The 20373-nt window shown below is 64.8% G+C and carries 20 protein-coding genes; 11 read left to right on the plus strand and 9 right to left on the minus strand.

All coding sequences use genetic code 11. The annotated features are described in order from the left end of the window. Nucleotides 1–2: 2 nt before the first annotated feature. From KHO18_RS00685 to KHO18_RS00710, 6 genes are all read left to right on the plus strand, one after another. A complete protein-coding gene (locus tag KHO18_RS00685) occupies nucleotides 3–1268 on the plus strand; it encodes an amidase (RefSeq protein WP_211942590.1) in 1266 nt (421 codons plus the stop codon). After that, a complete protein-coding gene (locus KHO18_RS00690; RefSeq protein WP_186296854.1) occupies nucleotides 1261–2004 on the plus strand; it encodes a sulfite exporter TauE/SafE family protein in 744 nt (247 codons plus the stop codon). Before KHO18_RS00685 ends, KHO18_RS00690 begins: the two co-directional genes overlap by 8 nt. Before the next feature lie 10 nt (nucleotides 2005–2014). Continuing rightward, the gene (locus KHO18_RS00695) at nucleotides 2015–2800 is read left to right on the plus strand and encodes an IclR family transcriptional regulator (RefSeq protein WP_144198349.1); all 786 of its coding nucleotides are present in this window, start codon (nucleotides 2015–2017) and stop codon (nucleotides 2798–2800) included. A gap of 318 nt (nucleotides 2801–3118) precedes the next feature. Next, entirely contained in the window at nucleotides 3119–3430 is a 312-nt protein-coding gene (locus tag KHO18_RS00700; RefSeq protein WP_144198348.1) for a hypothetical protein, read from the plus strand. 73 nt (nucleotides 3431–3503) lie between these two features. Further along, complete coding sequence (locus KHO18_RS00705) at nucleotides 3504–5273, plus strand: SulP family inorganic anion transporter (RefSeq protein ID WP_211942591.1); 1770 nt, start codon at nucleotides 3504–3506, stop codon at nucleotides 5271–5273. Nucleotides 5274–5288: 15 nt separating this feature from the next. Next, nucleotides 5289–6713, plus strand: coding sequence for a DUF2252 domain-containing protein (locus tag KHO18_RS00710; protein ID WP_144198346.1), 1425 nt, complete (start codon nucleotides 5289–5291; stop codon nucleotides 6711–6713). Between the two features lie 36 nt (nucleotides 6714–6749). On the opposite strand, the gene KHO18_RS00715 is transcribed toward KHO18_RS00710, so the two are convergent. Beyond that, complete coding sequence (locus tag KHO18_RS00715; RefSeq protein WP_144198345.1) at nucleotides 6750–8123, minus strand: glutamate decarboxylase; 1374 nt, start codon at nucleotides 8121–8123, stop codon at nucleotides 6750–6752. A gap of 324 nt (nucleotides 8124–8447) precedes the next feature. On the opposite strand from KHO18_RS00715, the gene KHO18_RS00720 reads away from it, so the two are divergent. From KHO18_RS00720 to aspT, 3 genes are all read left to right on the plus strand, one after another. Beyond that, the gene (locus tag KHO18_RS00720) at nucleotides 8448–8945 is read left to right on the plus strand and encodes a hypothetical protein (RefSeq protein ID WP_186296862.1); all 498 of its coding nucleotides are present in this window, start codon (nucleotides 8448–8450) and stop codon (nucleotides 8943–8945) included. Nucleotides 8946–8971: 26 nt separating this feature from the next. Beyond that, nucleotides 8972–9742, plus strand: a complete 771-nt coding sequence (locus KHO18_RS00725; RefSeq protein WP_244844414.1) for a bestrophin-like domain — start codon at nucleotides 8972–8974, stop codon at nucleotides 9740–9742. A 92-nt stretch (nucleotides 9743–9834) separates the two neighbouring features. Next, entirely contained in the window at nucleotides 9835–11523 is a 1689-nt protein-coding gene (aspT, locus tag KHO18_RS00730) for an aspartate-alanine antiporter (RefSeq protein ID WP_211942592.1), read from the plus strand. Between the two features lie 13 nt (nucleotides 11524–11536). Here the strand turns inward: aspT and KHO18_RS00735 are convergent, their stop codons facing one another. From KHO18_RS00735 to KHO18_RS00755, 5 genes are all read right to left on the minus strand, one after another. Continuing rightward, the gene (locus tag KHO18_RS00735; protein WP_244844415.1) at nucleotides 11537–15223 is read right to left on the minus strand and encodes an autotransporter outer membrane beta-barrel domain-containing protein; all 3687 of its coding nucleotides are present in this window, start codon (nucleotides 15221–15223) and stop codon (nucleotides 11537–11539) included. 173 nt (nucleotides 15224–15396) lie between these two features. Then, the gene (locus KHO18_RS00740) at nucleotides 15397–16044 is read right to left on the minus strand and encodes a LysE family translocator (RefSeq protein ID WP_144198341.1); all 648 of its coding nucleotides are present in this window, start codon (nucleotides 16042–16044) and stop codon (nucleotides 15397–15399) included. A gap of 92 nt (nucleotides 16045–16136) precedes the next feature. Further along, on the minus strand, nucleotides 16137–16952 hold the full coding sequence (locus KHO18_RS00745) for an AraC family transcriptional regulator (RefSeq protein WP_144198340.1): 816 nt from the start codon (nucleotides 16950–16952) through the stop codon (nucleotides 16137–16139). Nucleotides 16953–16999: 47 nt separating this feature from the next. Beyond that, nucleotides 17000–17290 (minus strand): hypothetical protein, encoded by a 291-nt coding sequence (locus KHO18_RS00750; RefSeq protein WP_092296383.1) that lies wholly within the window; start codon nucleotides 17288–17290, stop codon nucleotides 17000–17002. 256 nt (nucleotides 17291–17546) lie between these two features. Then, nucleotides 17547–17978: an SLAC1 family transporter gene (locus tag KHO18_RS00755; RefSeq protein WP_244844417.1), complete on the minus strand. Its 432-nt coding sequence runs from the start codon at nucleotides 17976–17978 to the stop codon at nucleotides 17547–17549. Between the two features lie 106 nt (nucleotides 17979–18084). On the opposite strand from KHO18_RS00755, the gene KHO18_RS00760 reads away from it, so the two are divergent. Continuing rightward, the gene (locus KHO18_RS00760) at nucleotides 18085–18261 is read left to right on the plus strand and encodes a type 2 periplasmic-binding domain-containing protein (RefSeq protein ID WP_144198339.1); all 177 of its coding nucleotides are present in this window, start codon (nucleotides 18085–18087) and stop codon (nucleotides 18259–18261) included. Here the strand turns inward: KHO18_RS00760 and KHO18_RS00765 are convergent. Beyond that, nucleotides 18230–18655 carry a MerR family transcriptional regulator gene (locus KHO18_RS00765; RefSeq protein WP_144198338.1) on the minus strand — a complete coding sequence of 142 codons (426 nt, stop codon included), beginning with the start codon at nucleotides 18653–18655 and terminating at the stop codon, nucleotides 18230–18232. The two genes, KHO18_RS00760 and KHO18_RS00765, sit on opposite strands and share 32 nt — an antisense overlap. A 168-nt stretch (nucleotides 18656–18823) precedes the next feature. Here KHO18_RS00765 and KHO18_RS00770 point away from each other — a divergent pair, with 168 nt between their 5' ends. After that, complete coding sequence (locus KHO18_RS00770) at nucleotides 18824–19042, plus strand: DUF2188 domain-containing protein (protein ID WP_211942593.1); 219 nt, start codon at nucleotides 18824–18826, stop codon at nucleotides 19040–19042. A gap of 65 nt (nucleotides 19043–19107) precedes the next feature. On the opposite strand, the gene KHO18_RS00775 is transcribed toward KHO18_RS00770, so the two are convergent. Both KHO18_RS00775 and KHO18_RS00780 read right to left on the minus strand, forming a co-directional pair. Beyond that, the gene (locus KHO18_RS00775; RefSeq protein ID WP_092296395.1) at nucleotides 19108–19302 is read right to left on the minus strand and encodes a DUF1059 domain-containing protein; all 195 of its coding nucleotides are present in this window, start codon (nucleotides 19300–19302) and stop codon (nucleotides 19108–19110) included. 62 nt (nucleotides 19303–19364) lie between these two features. Next, entirely contained in the window at nucleotides 19365–20363 is a 999-nt protein-coding gene (locus tag KHO18_RS00780; RefSeq protein ID WP_211942594.1) for a Bug family tripartite tricarboxylate transporter substrate binding protein, read from the minus strand. Nucleotides 20364–20373 lie beyond the last annotated feature (10 nt).

Raw genomic sequence — 20373 nt, forward strand, 5'->3', positions numbered from 1 at the left:
ACATGGAAGCCCTTAATTCGTCGTACCCCCCGGCCAGCGTGCAGGAGCGCATCGCTTCCGCGCTGGTCCGCGCGCGGCAGCGTAACCGTACGCTACGCGCATTTGTCGAACTCGATGCATTGGGCGCGATGCGTCGCGCAGCCGAACTAGACGCCCTCTCCGCCGATGCGCACGGGCCGCTCCATGGCGTGCCGGTGGCCGTCAAGGAGGTCATCGATGCGGCGGGTCAGCCCTGCGCCTGGGGATCTCCACTGCATGCCGGGCGAAGGCCCGCCGGGAATGCCGCGCTGTTGCAGCGGCTGATAGATGCCGGCGCCGTGCCGATTGGCATCACGGCATCCACCGAGTACGCGCTCGCAGCCGCTGCGGCCACTGTGCACCCGCGCGACGCGCTGCGCTCTCCGGGCGCTTCGTCAAGCGGCTCGGCAGCGGCATTGGGCGCGGGCCTGGTGCCGCTTGCATTGGGCACACAGACCATCGGCTCGATCATCCGGCCCGCCGCATATTGCGGCGTAGTGGGATTCAAGCCGAGTTTCGGGCGCTACCCGACCACGGGCATGCTGTGCCTGTCCGCGCGGCTGGACCACCCTGGCCTGCTGGCCGCTAGCGTGGCGGATGTGATGGCGGCGGACCACGTGTTGACCGATAGCCCGGCCGAAGTGTCCGGGAACACGCCGTTGGCACTGCGGGTGTTGCAGCCGTGGTTCCCGGAGGAGGTATCGGCACCGGTATCGTCTTCGCTCGATGCGTGCTATCAGTACCTGCGCGGTGCGGGTTTCGGTCTCGATCCACTCACGATCGACGCCGATATCGTGGCGGTGGAGGCTGAACTGACCGATATATTGCTCACCTACGAACTCGCCCAGCGTCATGGCGCAACGCTTCGCGCCGCGCCGGCAGGCCAGGTGTCGGCGAAGCTGATGGCAATGGTCGAGCGTGGCGATCAGGTGAGTGCCGTGCGCTTCGATGAGGCCATCGCGCAGCAGGCCGCGATTTCCATGCGGCTCAATGCCATGCTGCGTCCCGGCGAGGTCGCGCTGGCGCCGGCCACGATTGGCGTGGCTCCGCTGCTTGCCGAGGGGTCCGGTTCGCGTGCGCCACAGCGCCTGTGGACACTGTCCGGCCTCCCCGCGCTGACGTTGCCCGTCGGCGAGCGCGATGGCCTGCCGGTTGGCGTTCAACTGGTCGGCCGCCTTGGCGAGGATGCCGCGCTATTGCAAGCGGCCGCACGCGTCGAATCGATCTTGCGCAAACGGTCCAATGACTAGCACGAGCTGGATGCCGCTGGCGGCCACCACCGCGATCGTATTCTCGGGCACACTCGTGCGCGCGGTATCGGGACTTGGCTTCTCTCTGGTAGCGGTTCCGCTGCTGTCGCTGGTATGGTCACCGGCGCAGGCGGTCGCGATCGCGGTGCTGTTCCAAACGTTGAGCACGCTGCCAATCGTGGCGGGCGAGTACCGGCTGCTCGACTGGCGGCTGCTGGCGCGCATCTGTGCGGGAGGCGTGGTCGGCATGGTGCCCGGCCTCGCGCTGATGCAGTGGTTGCCAGAGCCCGCAATGCGCGTCGCGCTGGCAAGCATCCTGTTACTGTCGATCGGTATCATCGTGGCGGGCCGGCGGCTGATCCGCACGATGACGCCGTCCCGACTCATGGTGGTGGGTGTCTGCGCCGGCGTGGCACAGGGCATGGCCGGCGTATCGGGGCCGCCGCTGATGGCGGGCCTGATGGCGATTCCCGGCCTGGAGCCACGCCAGGCCCGGCTGACCGCGACATCGGTATTCCTGCTTCTCGGCATGGTCTCGGTGACCACGCTCGGCATGCGCGGCGCGTTTGGCGTGATGAGCGTGAGCGATTACGCCATTGCTGGCGTCGGTATGATCGGGGGCCATATGGCCGGCGAGCGGCTGTTTGCGCTAGGCGGTGCCGATGGCTTTCGCAGGTATGTACTGCTGGTATTGTGCGCGTCAGCATTGCTGACGCTGGCGCCCTTGTGGCGATAGGCCTTTGTTGATGATCGATATGGAAGAGAACGAACGCACCCGCACCACAGGCTCAGCGCTCGAGAAGGCCGTTGGCATTCTGGAAGCACTGGGCGAACACGTGCGCGCACTAAGTCTTAGCGAGCTCGCCGAACTCACGACGATGCCCAAGCAGACCGTCCATCGTGTGGTGCGCCAGCTTGAGGAGCTCGGGCTCATCGCACGTGAAACCGGTAGTGACCGCTTTATCTTTGGTGCGCGCCTGCGCCAGATCGGCGTGTCGGCACTGTCGGCACCGCGCCAGTCACTGGCCACACGCCAGATCCTGACCGAGCTGGTAGCCGAGATCGGCGAGACCTGCAATATCGGCGTGCTCGACGGCGAGCAGGTGCTCTACGTCGACCGCGTGGAATGTCATTGGCCACTGCGCGTGCAGTTGCGCCCCGGCAGCCGCGTCCCGTCGCACTGCACCGCCATCGGCAAACTGCTGCTCGCTCACCTGCCAGGCGCCCAGCGGCGGGAACTGCTGCCGCGCCTGGAACTTGCCGCCTTCACGCGCAACACGCTGGTCACCGTGCCGGACCTCGAGGCCGCACTGGCCACCATCCGCGGCCAGGGCTATGCGATCAACCAGGAAGAGGACTCGCTCGGCCTCAATGCCATGGCCGTACCGGTACGTGATGCATCGGGGAAGGTGCTGGCCGCGCTGGCGGTACATGCGCCGACCGCGCGTCTGCCGCTTGACGAGATGCTGGCACGCCGCCCGCTGCTCGAGGCAGCAGCCGGGAAGGTGGCGGAGATCCTGTTCGGCGCCTGAAGGGGCTGACCAGGAGCTCCCGCAGCGGATCCACTCACGACGAGTACGTTCCACGTCACTAGCACGTGGTGACGCATTTCGACGCCCGAAGCCCGGATCGTGGTCGTTAGTCCGGGAAGGATGTGCCACGTCTCCCGCCGCCCTTCGATGGCTTGCGTTGCGTCAACGATAGCCTGTGAATGTCGCCTACTTTTCATGGAAAGCAGTCGCGACTGTTCGACAGACGTCCGATCGAACGCAGCAGATGACATGCATACCAGAACGTCTGTTTGCCAATTGGCGACGCTGCAGTAGCGAAACACAGGCAGGAGACGATGTATGCACAAGCGCAACAGCCCTCGACAGCAGGGCCCGGCCTCGGACGCCGAGGGTCTGAGCGCCCTCCTCTATCAGTTGTCTCACCTGATCTCGCAGGGCATGTTGCGTCCGGAGTTCGTGCGCGATCTGGGTGACGAACTTCATGCGGAGATCGATATGCTGCTTAAGTCTCCACGCGCGAAGCACCAGGACGTGGCGGGCCTTAGCGATGCCAGGGCACGCTTCGACGAAACCCTGTTATGTGCCCGTAGCAAGTTGCTGCTAGATGCTGTCAATCGTACCGAAGCACCGCTAAACCCGTCCTGCGAATAAAGCGCAGATCTCTTCATATACCCGAAGGCCAGAGCCGCGTCGGGGTCGGTTCCACGAAGATGGGGAGGACGTCATGCGCGAGCAGCTCGCGAATCCAGACGCATCGCAACCACCGGCGCCGTCGTCAACTGGCTGGCGCGCTGTGTTTCCGCCATGGCAATGGCTGTCCAACTATTCGTGGGGATATCTTCCACACGATGCGGTGGCAGGTGTCACGCTGGCCGCGTATGGCATTCCGGTATCCCTGGCGTATGCCTCGCTTGCCGGATTGCCGCCGGAGTACGGCATCTACTGCTACCTGGTCGGCGGCCTGTTCTATGCAGTATTCGGCACATCGCGCCAGCTCGCGATTGGACCGACATCGGCCATTTCAATGCTGGTTGGCGTCACCGTGGCCGGGATGGCCGCCGGAGACCCGGCGCGCTGGGCTTCCATTTGCGCGCTGACTGCCGTGCTGATCGCCGTGATGTGTTTCCTGGCATGGCTGTTGAGACTCAGTTCACTCGTCAATTTCATCAGCGAGACCATCCTGTTGGGCTTCAAGGCCGGCGCGGCCCTGACCATCGCCCTGACCCAGCTGCCAAAACTGTTTGGTGTCAAAGGCGGGGGCGAGTTCTTCTTCGAGCGCGTGGAAATCCTCGCCACCCAGCTTCCACATACCAACATCACAGTGCTGGCGTTTGGCGCAGCAGTCATCGTGGTACTGCTGCTGGGGGAACGATTCCTGCCCGGCAAGCCCGTTGCACTCGCCGTGGTCATGGTCTCCATTGTGATCGCGTCGATCGCCTCGCTGGAGCCGCTAGGGTTCAAGGTGGTGGGGGCCATACCGCAGGGCCTGCCAGCATTTCGGGTGCCGGAGTTGCGGCTGCGGGACGTTGACGGCATCGTGCCGCTGGCCTTTGCATGCCTGCTCCTATCCTACGTAGAGAGCGTATCGGCCGCGCGGGCACTTGCGCAGGCACATCAGTATGAGATCGATGCGCGGCAGGAGCTATTGGCCCTGGGTGCGGCGAACCTGGCGGCGGGACTGTTCCAGGCTTACCCGGTCGCAGGCGGACTCTCCCAGTCGTCTGTCAATGACCAGGCCGGCGCGAAGACCCCACTGGCACTCGTGTTCGCCTCCATCGCGGTTGCGCTGTGCCTGATCTTCCTCACGGGCCTGCTGGCAGACCTGCCCACTGTCGTGCTGGCAGCCATCGTCCTGGTGGCAGTGAAGGGATTGGTCAATTTGACGGAGCTTCGCCACGTCTGGCGCGTGAGCCGGTTCGAGTTCGTGGTCTCCATGGTGGCGTTCGCCGCCGTGCTTCTGCTCGGCATCCTGAAAGGCGTGATCATCGCGGTGCTGGTTTCAATGGTGCTGATCATCCGGCGCGCCGCGCATCCGCATGTTGCGGTGCTGGGACGGATACCGGGTACGCGGGCATTTTCAGACGCTGAGCGCCATCCAGAGAACGAACCCGTGCCGCACACGCTCGTGCTGCGCCCGGAGGCCTCGCTGCTCTATTTCAACGTCGACCACGTCCGTGCCCGCATTCGCGAAGAGTGCCGCAAGTTCGCAGGACCGTTGTCGCGGGTCATCTGCGACCTCTCGGCCGCTCCCGCCGTGGATATCGCGGGGGCACGCATGCTGGCCGCCCTTGCCGACGAGCTGCATGCGGCGGGCGTACAGCTACGGCTCGTAGGCGCACTCGGCGAGGCGCGAACCCTGCTTCGCGCGGAAGGGCTGGACCACAGTGTGGGCGAGATAGACCGGCAGACGTCAGTCGCCGATATCGTGGAAAGCGATCATGGATACGAAACAGCGCAGCGCGAGCCGGCCTTGCTGCGGGGCGATCCGGTTTGAGAAAAGGAGTCCGGGATGACGAAACTAGACAAACGCCAGATGAGTACCGCAGTCCCGACACATCCGGCGGGTTACCTGACGGCGGACGAACGCGCCGCCAAAGGCCGCGCCCTGCGCGACATGGCCCCGCGCGCATCGCAGGCCGGTTGGCATCCCCCGCCAAACCGCATCGATCCCGTGGAGTGCCTGAAGGCATCGAATGAGGGGCGGATCCTCCAGCTGGTACCCATCCGATTCGGCCGCATGGCGGCCTCCCCGTTTGCCTTCTATCGAGGCGGGGCGGCCATCATGGCGGCGGACCTCAGCACCACACCGACCAGTGGTATCCGCGTGCAGGCGTGTGGGGACGCGCACCTCATGAACTTCGGGGGGTTCGCCACGCCAGAGCGCAACGTGATCTTCGATATCAACGATCTCGACGAAACGCTGCCGGCGCCATTCGAGTGGGACCTCAAGCGTCTGGCGGCCAGCGCCGCCATCGCCGCCGAACATCTTGCCTTGCCAAAGGCCGACGCGGCCCGCGTGGTGACCGACCTGGTCAGGGAGTATCGCGAGCGCATGTTCAACTATGGCTGGATGCGATCGCTGGACGTCTGGTACGACAGGATTGATCTGCAGAAGTATGAGGATCGTAATGGCGACCCCGCGGTGGTTGCGCAGGCGCGCAAGCGTCTGGCCGAGCGCCTCGAGGCGGAACGACGCAAATCGGTTCCGGACTACCTCTATCCGAAGCTCGTCACGGATGCGGGCACCACGCCGCGTATCAAGGACGAGCCACCGCTGATCTTCCATCCGACAGAGGAACTGGCGCCCGGCATGGCATCAGGTTTCTCCGAGGCGCTGTCGGTCTATCGCGACAGCCTGCCGGCCCACACCCGCGTGCTATTCGACCGCTTTCACCTTGTGGATCTTGCCGTCAAGGTGGTTGGCGTCGGCAGCGTCGGCACAATGTGCGCCGTCGCCCTGTTCCTGGCGTCCGATAACGATCCCATCTTCCTGCAGGTAAAGGAAGCAAGAGCATCGGTGCTGGAACCGTACGCGGGCGCGAGCCAGCATGAGAATCATGGCGAGCGCGTCGTCGCCGGGCAGCGCCTGATGCAGGCGGCCAGCGACGTCTTTCTTGGGTGGACCCGAGGCAAGAACGGCCGCGACTTCTTCGTCCGACAGTTGCGCGACATGAAACTCAGCGCGGTGATTGAAGACTGGGACACCGGCATGCTTCGCCAGTATGGACGGATGTGCGCCCACGCGCTGGCCCGCGCCCATGCGCGCTCCGGGGATGCCGCCGTGATCGCCGGATACATGGGCTCCGGCCAAACGTTTGACGACGCCATCTGCGAATTCGCCACAGAGTACTGCTCGCAGAATCGCGGAGATTATCGAGCCTTTCTCGCAGCCATCCGGGACGGACGCATCGAGGCGCAGAGGGAGGAAATATAGGCAGGGAGAGGCCAATAGGCCCCTCCACTCCTCCCACTAGCACTTGACCTGCGTTGTCTTCTCCTTGGCGTGGAGCATGGGAGGCTTCGCATTGCCGCCATTCTTTTCGAGGTATTGGCAGGCCTTGACGATATCCTGCGCGAGCAACATCGCCACGGTGTGATTGATGTGCGGCCGAATGACAACGCGCAGGCTCGTCACCGACTCCGCGTTCGGCGGCATCGTATAGGCAGACAATACCCAGCCGCGCTCCCTTACCTTGTTCGAGACGTCGAATTCGTTGAAATTCTTGAACTTCTTGTTCAGGGTCACAGCCACTACCGGAATGCGCTGGCTCTCGTTCATGATGTCGAAATACCCGCTTTCGACCAGAACCTTGCGCAATGCAATCGCGTTGTCCAAGGTGTGCTTCATGACCCGCCGATACCCATCGAAGCCGAGATGCAGGAAGAGGTAGTACTGCACGGCGACCTGGAACGCGTTGCGGCTGAAGTTGAGCGTGGCGGTGGGCATCTCCCCGCCGAGATAATTCACATAGAAGACCAGATCCTCGTTGAAGATCTTGCGCTCGCGGAAAATCACCCATCCCAGCCCCGGCGGCGTCAACCCATACTTATGGCCCGAGGCATTGATCGATAACACCCGTGGCAGACGGAAATCCCATTTGTAATCGGGGTACAGGAACGGGTTCACAAAGCCGCCGGAAGCCCCATCGATATGCATCGGCACCGAGATGCCTGTGCGCTGCTCGTAGGCGTCCAGCCAGTCGTGAATGGCCTGGATGTCGTCGTCTTCCCCGGTGAATGTCTGTCCAGCAATCGCGACGACAGCAATCGTGTTTTCGTCAACGTACTTGTCAAGGTCTTCGGCAGTCAGCCGATAGTTACCTGGCTTGAGCGGTACGATGCGTGGCTCGACATCGAAATAGCGCAGGAATTTCTTCCAGACAATCTGCACGTTGCCGCCCGTCACCATATTGGGTCGCGTGGCGTCCTTGCCCTCCGCCTGGCGTTTCTGCCGCCAGTTCCATTTGTGCGCGAGGCCCGCAAGCATGCAGGCCTCGGACGAGCCGACGGTCGCCGTGCCATAGGGCTCCGCACCTTTGGGCCCGTTCCAGAGCTGATGCAGCCAGCGCACCATCCGTTGCTCGTTCGCGAAGACCTGCGGGTACATATCGTGGTCGATATAGTTCTTGAAGATGTTGCGCGCAGCAACCTCTCTCGCCTCCGGCTCCGCCCACGTCGTCACGAAAGACGACATATTCAGCATCGGATTCGCGTCGGTCCATTCTTCACTGATTACCACCGCGGCCGCTGCACGCGCTGACATGCCCTCCTTCGGAAATTGATCATCGGGCACCTTGAAATTGAATTCATCGTAGGCGGTAACCTTGTCTGAAATGACGGCCATTATTCACCTCGCTTAGCGCTTAACCCAATGGACGAAGCGTCCTTCGGGATTCTTTTTGTCCAGCGCCACGCGCTCGCGACAGTCGCTTACGCCCTCGGCCCACTGGGTAATGTCCACGCTAGGTGATGTCGTACTGAAATGCTTGCTGCAGATCAACAAAAATGGCAGGGCGGCTCGCCCTTGCGTGTCGGATACCCGACAAGAAGACGACTGAGCAATTCCAGCGCACTTCGCGCGAACAGGTTGATATAGCGCAATGGCGGATGGAGATAATCGCCTTTCCTTATCTGTGAAGGGGGAGTCTTACGCATCTGGCGAGGCCTTATGAATATCGAGCGCAGGAAGGTCAGCACTGTCCTGACTGTCATCGCCGTACTGATCCTCGTAGCTGCGCTGCCGTCGGCCGTGCGCGAGACGTTCGAGACCGGGAGAATCTATCTCTTCTCGCACCAGTTTCTTGAGGAGCTGCCGCAACGTCTCACGGGCCCTGGCCGGATGCGTTTTGTCCTGCAACCGCTGATTGCCGTCATTCTCGGCGTTCGTGCCGGGTGGCGCGATGCTCATGCGGGACGCCTCCCCTATATCCATGCCCTGGTCACCGATGCCGCGCATCGCAAGGATCTGCTGCGCAGCGGCTTGTCTGCAGTACGCGACTTGCTGGCCATGGGCATTACGCTGGATGCCCTGGCGCAACTGCTTATTTATGGTGTGGTGCATCCCGGTGCGGCGGCCGTGCTCGGGCCAGTACTGATCTGCCTCCCGTACGCCGTGGCACGCGCCCTGGCCAATCGGGTGGTCAATCTATTTCCCCGCGCGCGCTGAGACGCTCTCGTTTATCGGAGAAGACCGTGGAACTGGTCGTCAAGGATTACCCGCTACTGGTGTTCCTGATCACACTCATCACGTTATGGTTGGCCGAATGGCTCGGCTCGCGCCTGCTGTTTCAGGAGCGCGATGCAGCAGAGCGATCCGATTCGAGCGACGGCGTCATCCAGGGTTCCGTGCTGACACTGCTGGCCTTGCTGATTGGCTTCAGCTTCGCCATGGCGGTGAATCGCTACGATTTGCGCAAGAACTACGAGGAAGCGGAAGCCAACGCCATCGGCACGGAATTCCTCCGCGCGGGATTTCTGCCTGGTGAGGACGCAGAGAAGACTCGTAACCTGCTCAGGCTGTATCTGGACCAGCGGCTGCGCTTTTACACGATCCGTGACGCTACGCAACTCCAACACGCCAATGCCGAGACTTCGGCATTGCAGACGCAGCTCTGGACCATCGTGCAGCGGAACGCCATCGCCGAACCAAATGTGGTCCTCGCGCTGGTGGCGGCGGGAATGAACGATGTACTGAACAGCGAAGGCTACACGCAGGCAGCGTGGTGGAACCGCATTCCGAGTGCCGCGTGGTTGTTCATGCTGCTGGTTGCGATCTGCAGCAATGTACTCATCGGATACGCAGTCAGGAAGTCGCGCTCGGAGCGAAGGATGCTGTTCGTGCTGCCACTGGTTGTCGCGGCGTCGTTCATGCTGATCGCGGACATCGATAGCCCGCGCGGCGGCCTGATCCGGGTGGACCCGCACAACCTCCTCCGGCTCGCCGAATCGCTTCGAGCCCAATGAGCGTCGCTTGGGAGCCGGCGCACAGTCCCGCGTGGTTCTGGACGAAGAGATGGAATCCACGCCGTATCCCTTGCTGACAATGGAGTATCACCATGTCCTGGCTCGCATCGACGTTAAAGGCGTATCCGGAGATCGCCATCTTCCTCGCGCTGTGCATTGGCTACTGGGTGGGGGGCAAGAGCTTCAAGGGCTTCAGCCTTGGCGCGGTCACTGCAACCCTGCTCGTCGCCATCGCCATCGGCACGCTCGGCGTCACCATCTCACCCAACGTCAAGGCTGTGTTCTTCCTGATGTTCCTCTTCGCCGTGGGGTATAGCGTCGGCCCGCAATTCGTGCGTGGCATCGCCCGTGACGGCGTGCCCCAGGTCATTTTTGCGGCCGTGTCATGCCTGCTCTCCCTGGCTGCCGTGACCGGGGCGGCGGTCATGGCCCACTACAGCCTGGGCTCGGCGGCCGGATTGTTCGCGGGATCGCAGACCATCTCCGCCTCGATGGGCCTGGCCACCGATGCCATCAACCGCCTCGGCCTGCCGCCGGACGAGACCCGCGAACTGCTGGAGAGCATGCCCATCGCCTATGCCGTTACCTATATCTTTGGCACGGTGGGGTCAGCCCTGATCCTCGCGCAGCTCGGGCCAAAGCTGCTGGGAATCGATCTTGTTGCCGCATGCAAGGACTACGAGCGGGAACTCGGCGCAGGAGAAGCCGCCGAAGCGGGGACGGAATGGCATGACTTCGAGATCCGCGCTTATCGCGTTGGGGCGGACAGTCCGTTCATCGGCAGGACGGTTGCAGACCTGGAAGCCCACACCCCGGAGGGCCATCGCGCCTTCATCGAGCGCATTCGGCGCGATGGCGGGATCATCGAACCGGCGATGGACACAAAGCTGGCGCCCGGCGATATCGTCGCAATTGGCGGCAAGCGTGACCAGCTGATCGAACGGATGGGGCCGATGTCCCTGGAGGTCGAGGATGCCGAACTCCTCGATGTGCAGACCGAGGGGGTCGACATCTATGTCACCAACAAGGCGGTGGATGGCCGCACGCTCCGCGAACTGGCCCGCTGGCCGGGAGCGCGTGGGGTGTTTCTCAAGCACATCAAGCGGGGGCCGACCGAAACCGGCATTCCGCTATTGCCGAAGACCAAGCTTTACCGTGGTGACGTGATCACGGTGGTGGGCCGAACCCAGGACATCAACGCTGCGGCCCGGCAACTGGGTTACATCGACCGCCCGACCAAAGTGACGGATGTGGCCTCCATGTCGCTGGCCATCCTGATCGGTGCGCTGGTGGGCGCGGCCGTGCTGAGGCTGGGCAGCATCCCACTGACGATTTCCACCGCCGGCGGCACGCTCATCGCTGGATTGCTGTTCGGGTGGATCCGGGCGATACGGCCAACGTTCGGCCAGATTCCCGAGCCCACGATCTGGTTCATGAGTTCGGTCGGCCTGAACGTCTTCATCGCCGTGGTGGGCATCTCCGCCGGTCCGGGCTTCATCGCGGGCCTGCAGAAGCTCGGCATCAGCCTGCTGCTCTGGGGCATCTTCGCTACCACTGTGCCGTTGCTGGTCAGCATGTTCCTGGCCAAGTACGTATTCCGCTTTCACCCGGCCATCCTGCTGGGGGCTTGCGCCGGCGCCCGGGCCACCACGGCGGCACTGGGCATGATCTGCGAAGTGGCACAGAGTCAGGTTCCGGGTCTCGGCTATACGGTGTGCTATGCCGTCGGCAACACGCTCCTCACGATCTCGGGGATGGTCATCATCATGATCCTGTCTTGAGGCTGAAGACCCCCTACCACGTGTACTTCACCCCCGCGCGCACCACATATTGGTAGAAGCTCTGCGCGCCCCACGCGCCCGAGACATTGGTCCAGCCGGTCCAGCGTTTGCGGAAGTCCACATTGACGCCGATTTTCACTTCGTACCGATTGTCCGGGTACATGCTCCCCACGGGAAGCTGATTGAACGACACGTTGCTGCCCACGCTGGTATGCCACCAGTTGAGGGTCAGGTACGGCTGCCATTTGCGCGCGTCATCGCGCACATAGGTGCGATGCAGTCGCGCCCCGAGCCGCGTGATCCAGCCGTGCGAATCCGCCCCGCTCACGCGCGTGCCATTCGGCTCCGTGATGTCGTCCTCACTGTAGCCGACGTAGATCAACTGGCCCTGCGGCTCGATGACCCAATCGTGGCGCAGTGGCATGGCGTAACCGCCCTCCGCCGATACGGCGAAGCCCTGCGCGTGGTAGCGGACCACCGGCAGCAGGTCGCCCTCCACGCGATTGGTGAACCAGCCGTACTGGAACCAGGTGTCCACGTAGGCGCCGAGCTTGTGTTCGTCATTCTGGTACCAGGTGCCGTAGGCGCCCACGCTCCACCCTTCTACCCGCCCCTTGGCTCGGAAGGCGTTGCCCTGCGCTTGCGCGTCCGTCCAGGCGTTGCCGTAGCTGCCCATCAGGCCGAGGTGCGCGCGCGCGGCTTCGCCGAAGACCTTCCACTTGGCCAGTTCGGCGCCGCCCTGGAGCAGGAAGGCGTCCGTGCTGGTCTTGAACACGCCATTGCTGCTGTGGCTGCCCTCCCACTTGCCTACCGCGCGCAACCAGCCTGAGCGCGGCTTGTCGTTCTCGCGGTCGAAATCCTGTCCTTCTACATACTGCGGCTCGCCCAGCCGGTCATGCAGGCTATGGACAAACATCTGCCCGGCCAGGCGCTGGTTGGCCAGGTAGGCCGCCACCTCGGGGCGATAGAGCGCGCCGGCCGGCGTTGGAGGCGGGGTCGGGCCTGGGTCCTGTTCGGACCGCAGATACCAGACGTTTGCGGCGCTGCCATCCGGCGCGCCCTGGAACAGCCGGTATTCGTAGGCGCCGGCCACGGCGCGGCCATCCAGCGCAAAGGCGCCGGGCGCACTGTCGCTGGCCGCCGGACTCAGGATTTCCACGAGCGGAATGCCGTTGGCGACCGTGAGCGCACCCTGTCCGCCGACGTTGTTGACCCGAATCCGCGTGGCGCCGCCGGAGCCGGTCGCCGTGGCATCCGCAACGAGCATGTCGGCACGCGAGGCAGGCCCGCCCTCATTGAGCACGGCATTGAGCTTCAGTGTGCCGCCATTGGAGACATAGCGTCCCCCGCCGTACTGCCCCGCCGTCTGGCCGCCGCCGATCAAGAGCACGTTGCCGACCGCCGTACCGCCGCCTGTGAGATCGATGGTTCCACTGTTGGTGAACGTCTGCACGCCAAGGATCTGCCCCTGCACCGCGCCGCCGGCTACCGGCGTGTTGGCCGTCTGGCCCAGCGGCAGATAAGCGCCGGCCGGGTTGAACGTGACGATGGCGTCGGCCGGTTGCCGCGTGCCGCCCGCCCCTGACACCGGCTGCGCGGCCAGCGCAAGCGTGCCGGCGTTATCGACCGTGTTGTTCAGGCCCGTGCCGAGGTTGGCGATTGCCACGTTCCAGCTGTCCCGCGAGCCGCTTCCCGTGCTATCCGCGAAGCTGCGCAGGTTCCACGTGCCGCTATTGTTGAGCGTGACGTCAGACGTTGCCGCCGAGACAACACCCGTCATCGTGCCAGTGTTGTCGAGCCGGAACGATCCCGCCGAGCCGTTGCTGTCGGCACGCACGGCCTGATCGCTCAGGGCCTCGATGGAAGACGCATTCCGCACGAGCTGTGTCAGCCCGGCCGTGGCGATGCCCGCGCTCGTGCCCCATCCCGCCCGAACCGGCTGGAGGTTCTGCACATCGACCGCGCCGCCCACCGAGGTGATCTCCAGGCCCGACGCATTGTTCCCGACGGTCGAGATCGCCCCTTCATTGACGACGGACATCGCTGCCGCGCCGCTGCCCCGCGCCAGGATGCCCTGCGCGTCGATCGCGCCAAGCGTCTGGATCGCGCCGCGATTGATGATGGTCTGCGCGCCCGTTCCCGAGAGCGTGGCGATCCCACGCTGGGCGTTGCCGCGCGCCGTCAGCGTGCCGGCATTCTGCACGGTGACTTTCCCCAGCCCAGTGCCGCCGTTGTAGCCGCTGCCCGCCACGATGGCCGCGCCGCTGCCATTCACGTCGATGCTGCCGCTCAGGAAATTGATGTCGACATCGCCGCCCAGACTGGTGCCTTGCAGACCGAACGAACCGCCGCCGGATCCTTCTCCACCGCCATTGTCCGAGTGCGTGATGATCGTGCCCTGCGCCGTGATGCCGACCGTGTTGGTCGCCGCACCCGTGGTGGCGTAGATCCCGTTGGCATTGCCGTTGAAGGTTTCGAGGCGGGCACCGGTGTAGGTCACCTGCGTATTGCCGCTGACGGAATGCGCGCGAATGGCAGCCGAGCCGTCGCCGTAGGTGGTGATGTTGCCCGAATAGTCGACGGTGACGGCCCCGGCTTCCGCGCCAACGGTAATGCCGAAGGCGCGCACCGTTGCAGCGTTGCCGAACACTGTAATGTCACCGGTGCCCGTGACGGTGGCCGTCCCGCCAGCCCGGGCGATCATATAGATGCCGCGTGAGCCCTCGGCATTCCCCGTGGCGCCAACCGTGATCGGCGCCCGGTTGTCGACCGACAGCGAGCCCGATGTGGTCAGCCCCGATGTGACATAGATGCCATGCCCCGCCTGCCCCGTGGCCAAAATGGCGCCCTCGTTGACCACCGCGACGTCGCCGCCCTGCGTGCTGGATCGGATGCCGAAGCCGTTCAGCCCGTCGGTGGTGATGGCGCCGCCGTTGCGGATGCGGGTGGTGCCGGTACCGGCATCGGTCATGATGCCGAACGCATTGGTCGCGGTCGCCCGGACCGTGGCGTTGCTGTCGATGGTGATGGCGCCGCTGCCGGGGCTGTAGGCGCGTATACCGGCATGATTGGCGGGGCCCGCCTCGAGACCCGGGTCCGACGGATCCTCGATTGCCGTGGTGTTGTCGATAAGGAAGGTCACGCCGCTGCCGACCGTCGCCGAGACCGCGCCCGCACTGGTCGCCGTGGTTTTCACGTTCATGCCGTGGCCGCCGACCGTCGAAATGGTCCCGCTGCCCTGATGCACGATGGCGGCGCTGCCGCCGCCGTTGGCAGTGATGTCCAGGCCGTCGTGCTCGTTCCCGCCGACCCGGTTCGTGATGTTGAGCGTCGTGCCGGGCGTCACGGTAATCGTCGAACTGCCCGGGCTCAGGTTGATTACGCCAACCCCGTCCAGGCCAGCGCCCTGCATGGTGATCGACGTGGTGCCGCCGTCGAGGATCGCGGCGGCATTGCCGGCAGTGACGGTGCCGGTGACCTGGGCCGTCACGCCGTTCGCGGCCGCCGCCGGCTGGTTGATGATGGTGGTGCCCGCCACGGTTGCCGTGGCGTTGGCTGCGGACGTGGTCGCCCGGATACTGGCCCCGGCCGTCGTATTGAACGTGGTGCCCGTCAGGGTGCCGATATTGGCCGCCGTACCCGCTGTCGGCTGGCAGAACACGCCAACCGAGAACGTTCCGCTGATACTCGTACTGCACATGGACGTCTGCGCTTGCAGTGCCGAGGGGAACAATGCTGCGGCGCCCAGTGCGATCCGCGTCCTCACACAACGTCCCGGCCGCCCCATATAGTCTCCCGTGCCATAGTCAGACGTGGTCGAACCAGTATGGAGTGCCAAATCTGACGGGCAAGTGAAACTTTTGGCAAAGCGAGTTAAAGCCGTTGCATCGCCCCGATTGCCCGCCGGCCCACCACCACGAGCACCCCCGCCCCGAACACGATCAGCATGCCGCCCGCCGCCCGTTCCAGTTTCGGCAGCGCCCGGGAGAAGCGCCGCAGCACGCGCGCGTGACCGATGGACACCGCGACCAGCAGGTCCCACCCCAGCACCGCGGCGAACATCCACACGCCGTACGCCACCTTCCACGGCGCGCTGGCGTGCGGCCCGCTCAGCATGGCGGCCAGGCTGGCGTAGAACAAGGCGTTCTTGGGGTTGAGGATGCCGGACAGGAAGCCGCTGGCCACCGCCTGCGCCAAGCCGGTGGCCGCTCCGCCACCCTGGTTCGCCGCACCCAGCGGGGTGGCCCCGGCGAACCGCACGAACTGCCAGCCGAGATAGAGCAGGTACAGGCCGCCGGCCAGTTGCGTCAGGCCGAATAGCGCGCTGTCTGGTTGCATGGCCGAGACCCCCGCGAATGCCCCGGTGATGAACACGCCGTTGGCCAGCGCAATGCCGAGACACGCCCCGGCGGCGCGTCGCCAGCCGGCGGCCAGTGAGGTGCGGGCGATCAGGAAGAAGTCGGGGCCGGGCGACAGCAGCGCCAGAAAGTGGGCCGTGGCGACGATGAGGAATAGGTGCATGACGCGGACTCGCTGAGGAAACCGGCGGAGTCTGCCGCCCCGCACGGGCCGCGTCTTGAAGGAAATTGCAGGATTGGGGGGATCAGGCCCGATCAGGCCCGATACCGGGCCGGCGTCACGGCGGCGTGCGCCTTGAACACGCGCTGGAAGTGGCTCTGATCCGCAAAACCAAGCCGGTAGGCCACATCGGCAATCGCCTCGCCGGCCCGCAGGTGCTCGCGGGCCATGTTGACGCGCTGGTTGACCTGCCACGCGTGCGGCGTCATGCCGGTGGCCCGGCGGAAGGCGCGAATCAGCTGGTAGCGGCTCAGGCCAGCCAGCTCTGCCAGTGCCGCGAGCTGATGGCCCTCCACGGGCGAGTTGGCCAGCGCGGCGAACACGGCGGCCAGCCGCTGGCGCCAGACGGCCGCACCGGGCGGGTTCGTGTCGATGGCTTGCCCGGCCAGGCGCAGGGCGTCGCCCACAAAGAGAATCAGCGCGGCTTCCTTCTCGGGAATGCTGGCGGCGGAAAAAAGCAGCGCATTGAGCCGGCAGAACGCCTGGTAGTGCGCCGGCCGCTGCGTCACCCGAACCGTCGCGCCAAGGGCATCCGCCCCCTCCTCCGCACAGATCGCGGCGACCCAGCCGGGCTCAAGATGGAGCATCTGGTAGCTCCAGGCGCTGTCCGGCGCCGGGTTGCAGGCATGAACGTGGCCCGGCGGCACAATCACCAGCGTTCCGGGGTGCAGCGTCACCGGCGCGGGGCCGGTGCCCGTGAAAGCGCTGGCGCCGCCATCCACGGCGCCAATCGACCAGGTCGGATGGCTATGCGGCCGATAGGCCGCACGGCTCTGGCACGCCCGGCGGCTCTCGACGCAGGGCATGGCGGGGTCGCGCCAGAACTCGGTGGTGTCATCGGGGCCAGTCATGGCGGCGATTCTACCTTCGAGGAACCGCCGCACCCTGCCCCTATCCATCACTTCGACTGCACGATCACCGTACCTTCGGTAATCGTCGGTGCGCCCACGGAGATTCCGGTGGCGTGCTCCGCGATCCAGGTCTTGGCGACCTTGACGCTTTCGTCCGTGCCCGCCTTGTCGGTGCAGGTGGTCACCGAAAAGCCGCCGGCGTCTCCGCGCACCAGCGTGTAGCTGAGCAGGCCCTGAACTTCCCGCATCAACGGTTCGATCTCGTCCTTGTGTTGTGCCAGCAGGTCGAATAGCTCGCTGGCGCCGCTTCCTGAATACGTTCTGACGACGGTGTGCATGATGGGTCCTCCATTGCTTGGGCCCCGGCTTTTCGCGCAGTGCGCAAAGTTAAGCTGCAACGGAATCAGTCTAGATGCCAGTGGGCCCGGCAAGCCCCCGGGCGCGGGATTAACCGCCCAGCAAATCGCCGTTGACCAGGATGTGCAGCGTCCGGACGAACAGCACCACGATGGCGATACTCCTTGGGCGCCAGCGCCAGGAAGATGAACAGACCGAAGTAGAACAGCAAGGCGGCGAAGGTATCCACGCGCTGGGTCATGTTGGCTGGAGCTGGCGAAGCAGATGGCGAGGGTCGCCACGGTGCCCACGGTCCACATCCCCTCGGCCAGCGCCTGGCTCAGCGGAGCGACCACCGTAGACAGCAGCAGGATGGCGATGGTGATGGCGATGGTGATGGTGCCGAAGAAATTCCCCGCCACCGGGTGCCGGTACTCGCTGGCCTCCGCCGCCGGGTAGTCGAACCGCCTTGACCAGATAACCGGCGCCCAGCACGACGAACACAGCCAGCGCCAGCAGGCCGGCGCCTTCGGCGATCAGCGGACTGGCCCCGAAGGCCCGGCTGGCCTGCCGCCACGCCAGCGACAGCCCGGCGATCCCCATCACCGACGCGAACAGGTTGACGGGCAGGTGCCTGACGGAGGCGGATTTCCGCAGGGTGTGGGGGTGAGGGTTCGAAAGCGTCGACACGGGAGGGACTCCAGATTGAGGGGGTTCGCCCGATACTAGATCCTTCCATCCATAAAGATAATCTGGCACGATCGGGAATCACCCTCCCAAAAATCGAGAATATGAGATGGCGGGCGCCCTGCGCGCGGGCGCGTTGCAGATCGTGCTCGAAGCGTTCGAGCCGCCGCCGTGGCCCATCAGCCTGGTCCACACCGGGCAGGGCCTGCTGCCGCTGAAGCTGCGCGCCTTCCTGGACTTCGCCGCGCCCCGGCTCAGGGCCCGGGTGGCGGAGGTAAGCGTTTGACGTTGGACAAGCTATCGATCAAGGGGCAGGACGTCCCGCTGCCATTGGCATGGCATTGCGCGATGAGGGTCTTCAGTTCGTCCCGCAGGCGTAGCAGATCCTTCAATCGATCTTCCACAAGCCCGAGCTTGTGTTCGGCCAGCGCGCGCGCCGTGCCGCACATGTCGCCATCGTCCTGGCGCAACAGGACGCGGACTTCGTCCAGCGTGAAGCCGAACGATTGCGCCCGGCGAATGAAATGAAGCCGTTGCAGGCTCTCGTCCGAATACTGGCGAACGGCGCCAAAGGCGCGCTCCGGCACCGGCAGCAGCCCGCACCGATGGTAGTAACGCACCGTCTCCACGCCAACCCCTGCTGCCTTGGCGAGCTTCCCGATTGTCATGGTGTGATGCATCGCGCTTGACTCCGTACCTTGGTACGCATCTAGGCTAGCGATAAATTTCTCGAAAGAAAATAGCGGCGAATACGGGGTTGCGGAGTTGCGGAGTTGCGGAGTTGCGGAGTTGCGCTGGGCTGCGTAGCGGTCCGGAGAAAACAAGAACATCCTGGAAAGGGAAGCGATATGCAATCGCGCATCATTCGCGTTCTGCCCGCGGAGACTGGCTGGTTATTGCAGTTTGATGGCCTCGATTTCAAGCCCCAGCGATTCACGACCATGGAAGCGGCCATTGCCGCCGGCTGGGACATGGCCCGGCGCGAGAACGCCGAGTTGCACATCCATCGTCAGGATGGGGATGTGCACCTGCGCAGGGCCTGGTACGACCCCTATCAGGATCGCTAGCCGCGTGCCGGAAGTGCGGGATCAGCCGCTGGCCGGTCCCGCCTCTCGCTTGACACCGCCGGCGCTCAGGCCGGCGGGGCACCCTCCTTGAACAAGGACTTCAGCTGCGTGCGCAGTTCAGGGGAATCCTGATGCTGATGCACCGCCACCGCATGCTGGACCGCAGCCTCGAGCAATTCGTCTTCATTGTCGGCGCTAAGCGCCACAGTGCAGTTTTTCTCGCTCGGATAGTCGCGGCAATCGATGTACTTGCGTCCCATATTGCCTCCTGACACCGGCCTGGGGCCGGTGCCTTGAAGTATAGGAGCGACGGCGGCAACGCCTAGTCCGGCTTGATGCCTGCGCGCGCCACGATCGGCTTCCAGCGTTGCTGCTCGGCCGCGATGAAGCGGGCGAATTCCTCGGGCGTGCTGCCCGCCACCAGCGCCGCGTCCGCGCTGAGCCGCTCCACCGAGGTGGGACTCTTCACCGCCTTGATCGTGGCCTCCGCCAGCTTCGCCACCGCCGGCTGCGGCAGCGAGGCCGGCGCCAGCAGCCCGTACCACTGCGTCATTTCGAAGCCCGGATAGCCCTGCTCCGCCACCGTCGGCACGTCCGGCAGTTGCGGAATGCGCTGCGCCGTACCCGTGGCGATACAGCGCACCTTGCCCGTCTTGATGAACTGGATGATGGCCGGCGCGCCCACCGCCGCCGCGTCCAGCCGCCCGGACAGCAGGTCGGTGATCTGCGGGCCGCTGCCGCGATACGGCACGTGGGTAATGAAAGTGCCAGTGGTCGCCTTCAGGTACTCGAAGGCCAGGTGGCCGGCGCTGCCGTTGCCCGCCGAGCCGTAGTTCAGCTTGCCCGGCTTGCTCTTGGCCAGCGCCACGAATTCCTTGAGGTTCCTGGCCGGCAGGTCCGGGTGCACCACGTACAGGCTGGGCACCTTCGACAGCAGCGAAATCGGCCGGAAGTCCTTGTTCGGGTCGTACGGCAGCTTGGAGAAGATGTACGGATTGACCGCCAGCGTGCCGATGTGGCCGAGGATCAGCGTGTGGTTGTCGTCGGCCCGCGCCACCTCCCCCATGGCGATATTGCCCGCCCCGCCCGGCTTGTTTTCAACGAATACCGATACGCCGAGCAGCTTGGTCAGCTCCGCCGCCGTGGAGCGCGCCACGATCTCGGAACTGCCGCCCGGCGCAAACGGCACCACCAGCCGGATGGGTTTGGACGGCCAGGCCTGCGCCAGCGCCAGCGTGGGCGCCAGCGCGCCGGCGCCCAGCGCGGCCATCAGCCCGAGCAGGTGCCGGCGCTCGGCGTCAAAGGGGGAATCTGCGGACATGGGGGTCTCC

It is taken from the genome of Cupriavidus campinensis (genome assembly GCF_905397395.1).
GTDB lineage: Bacteria > Pseudomonadota > Gammaproteobacteria > Burkholderiales > Burkholderiaceae > Cupriavidus > Cupriavidus campinensis.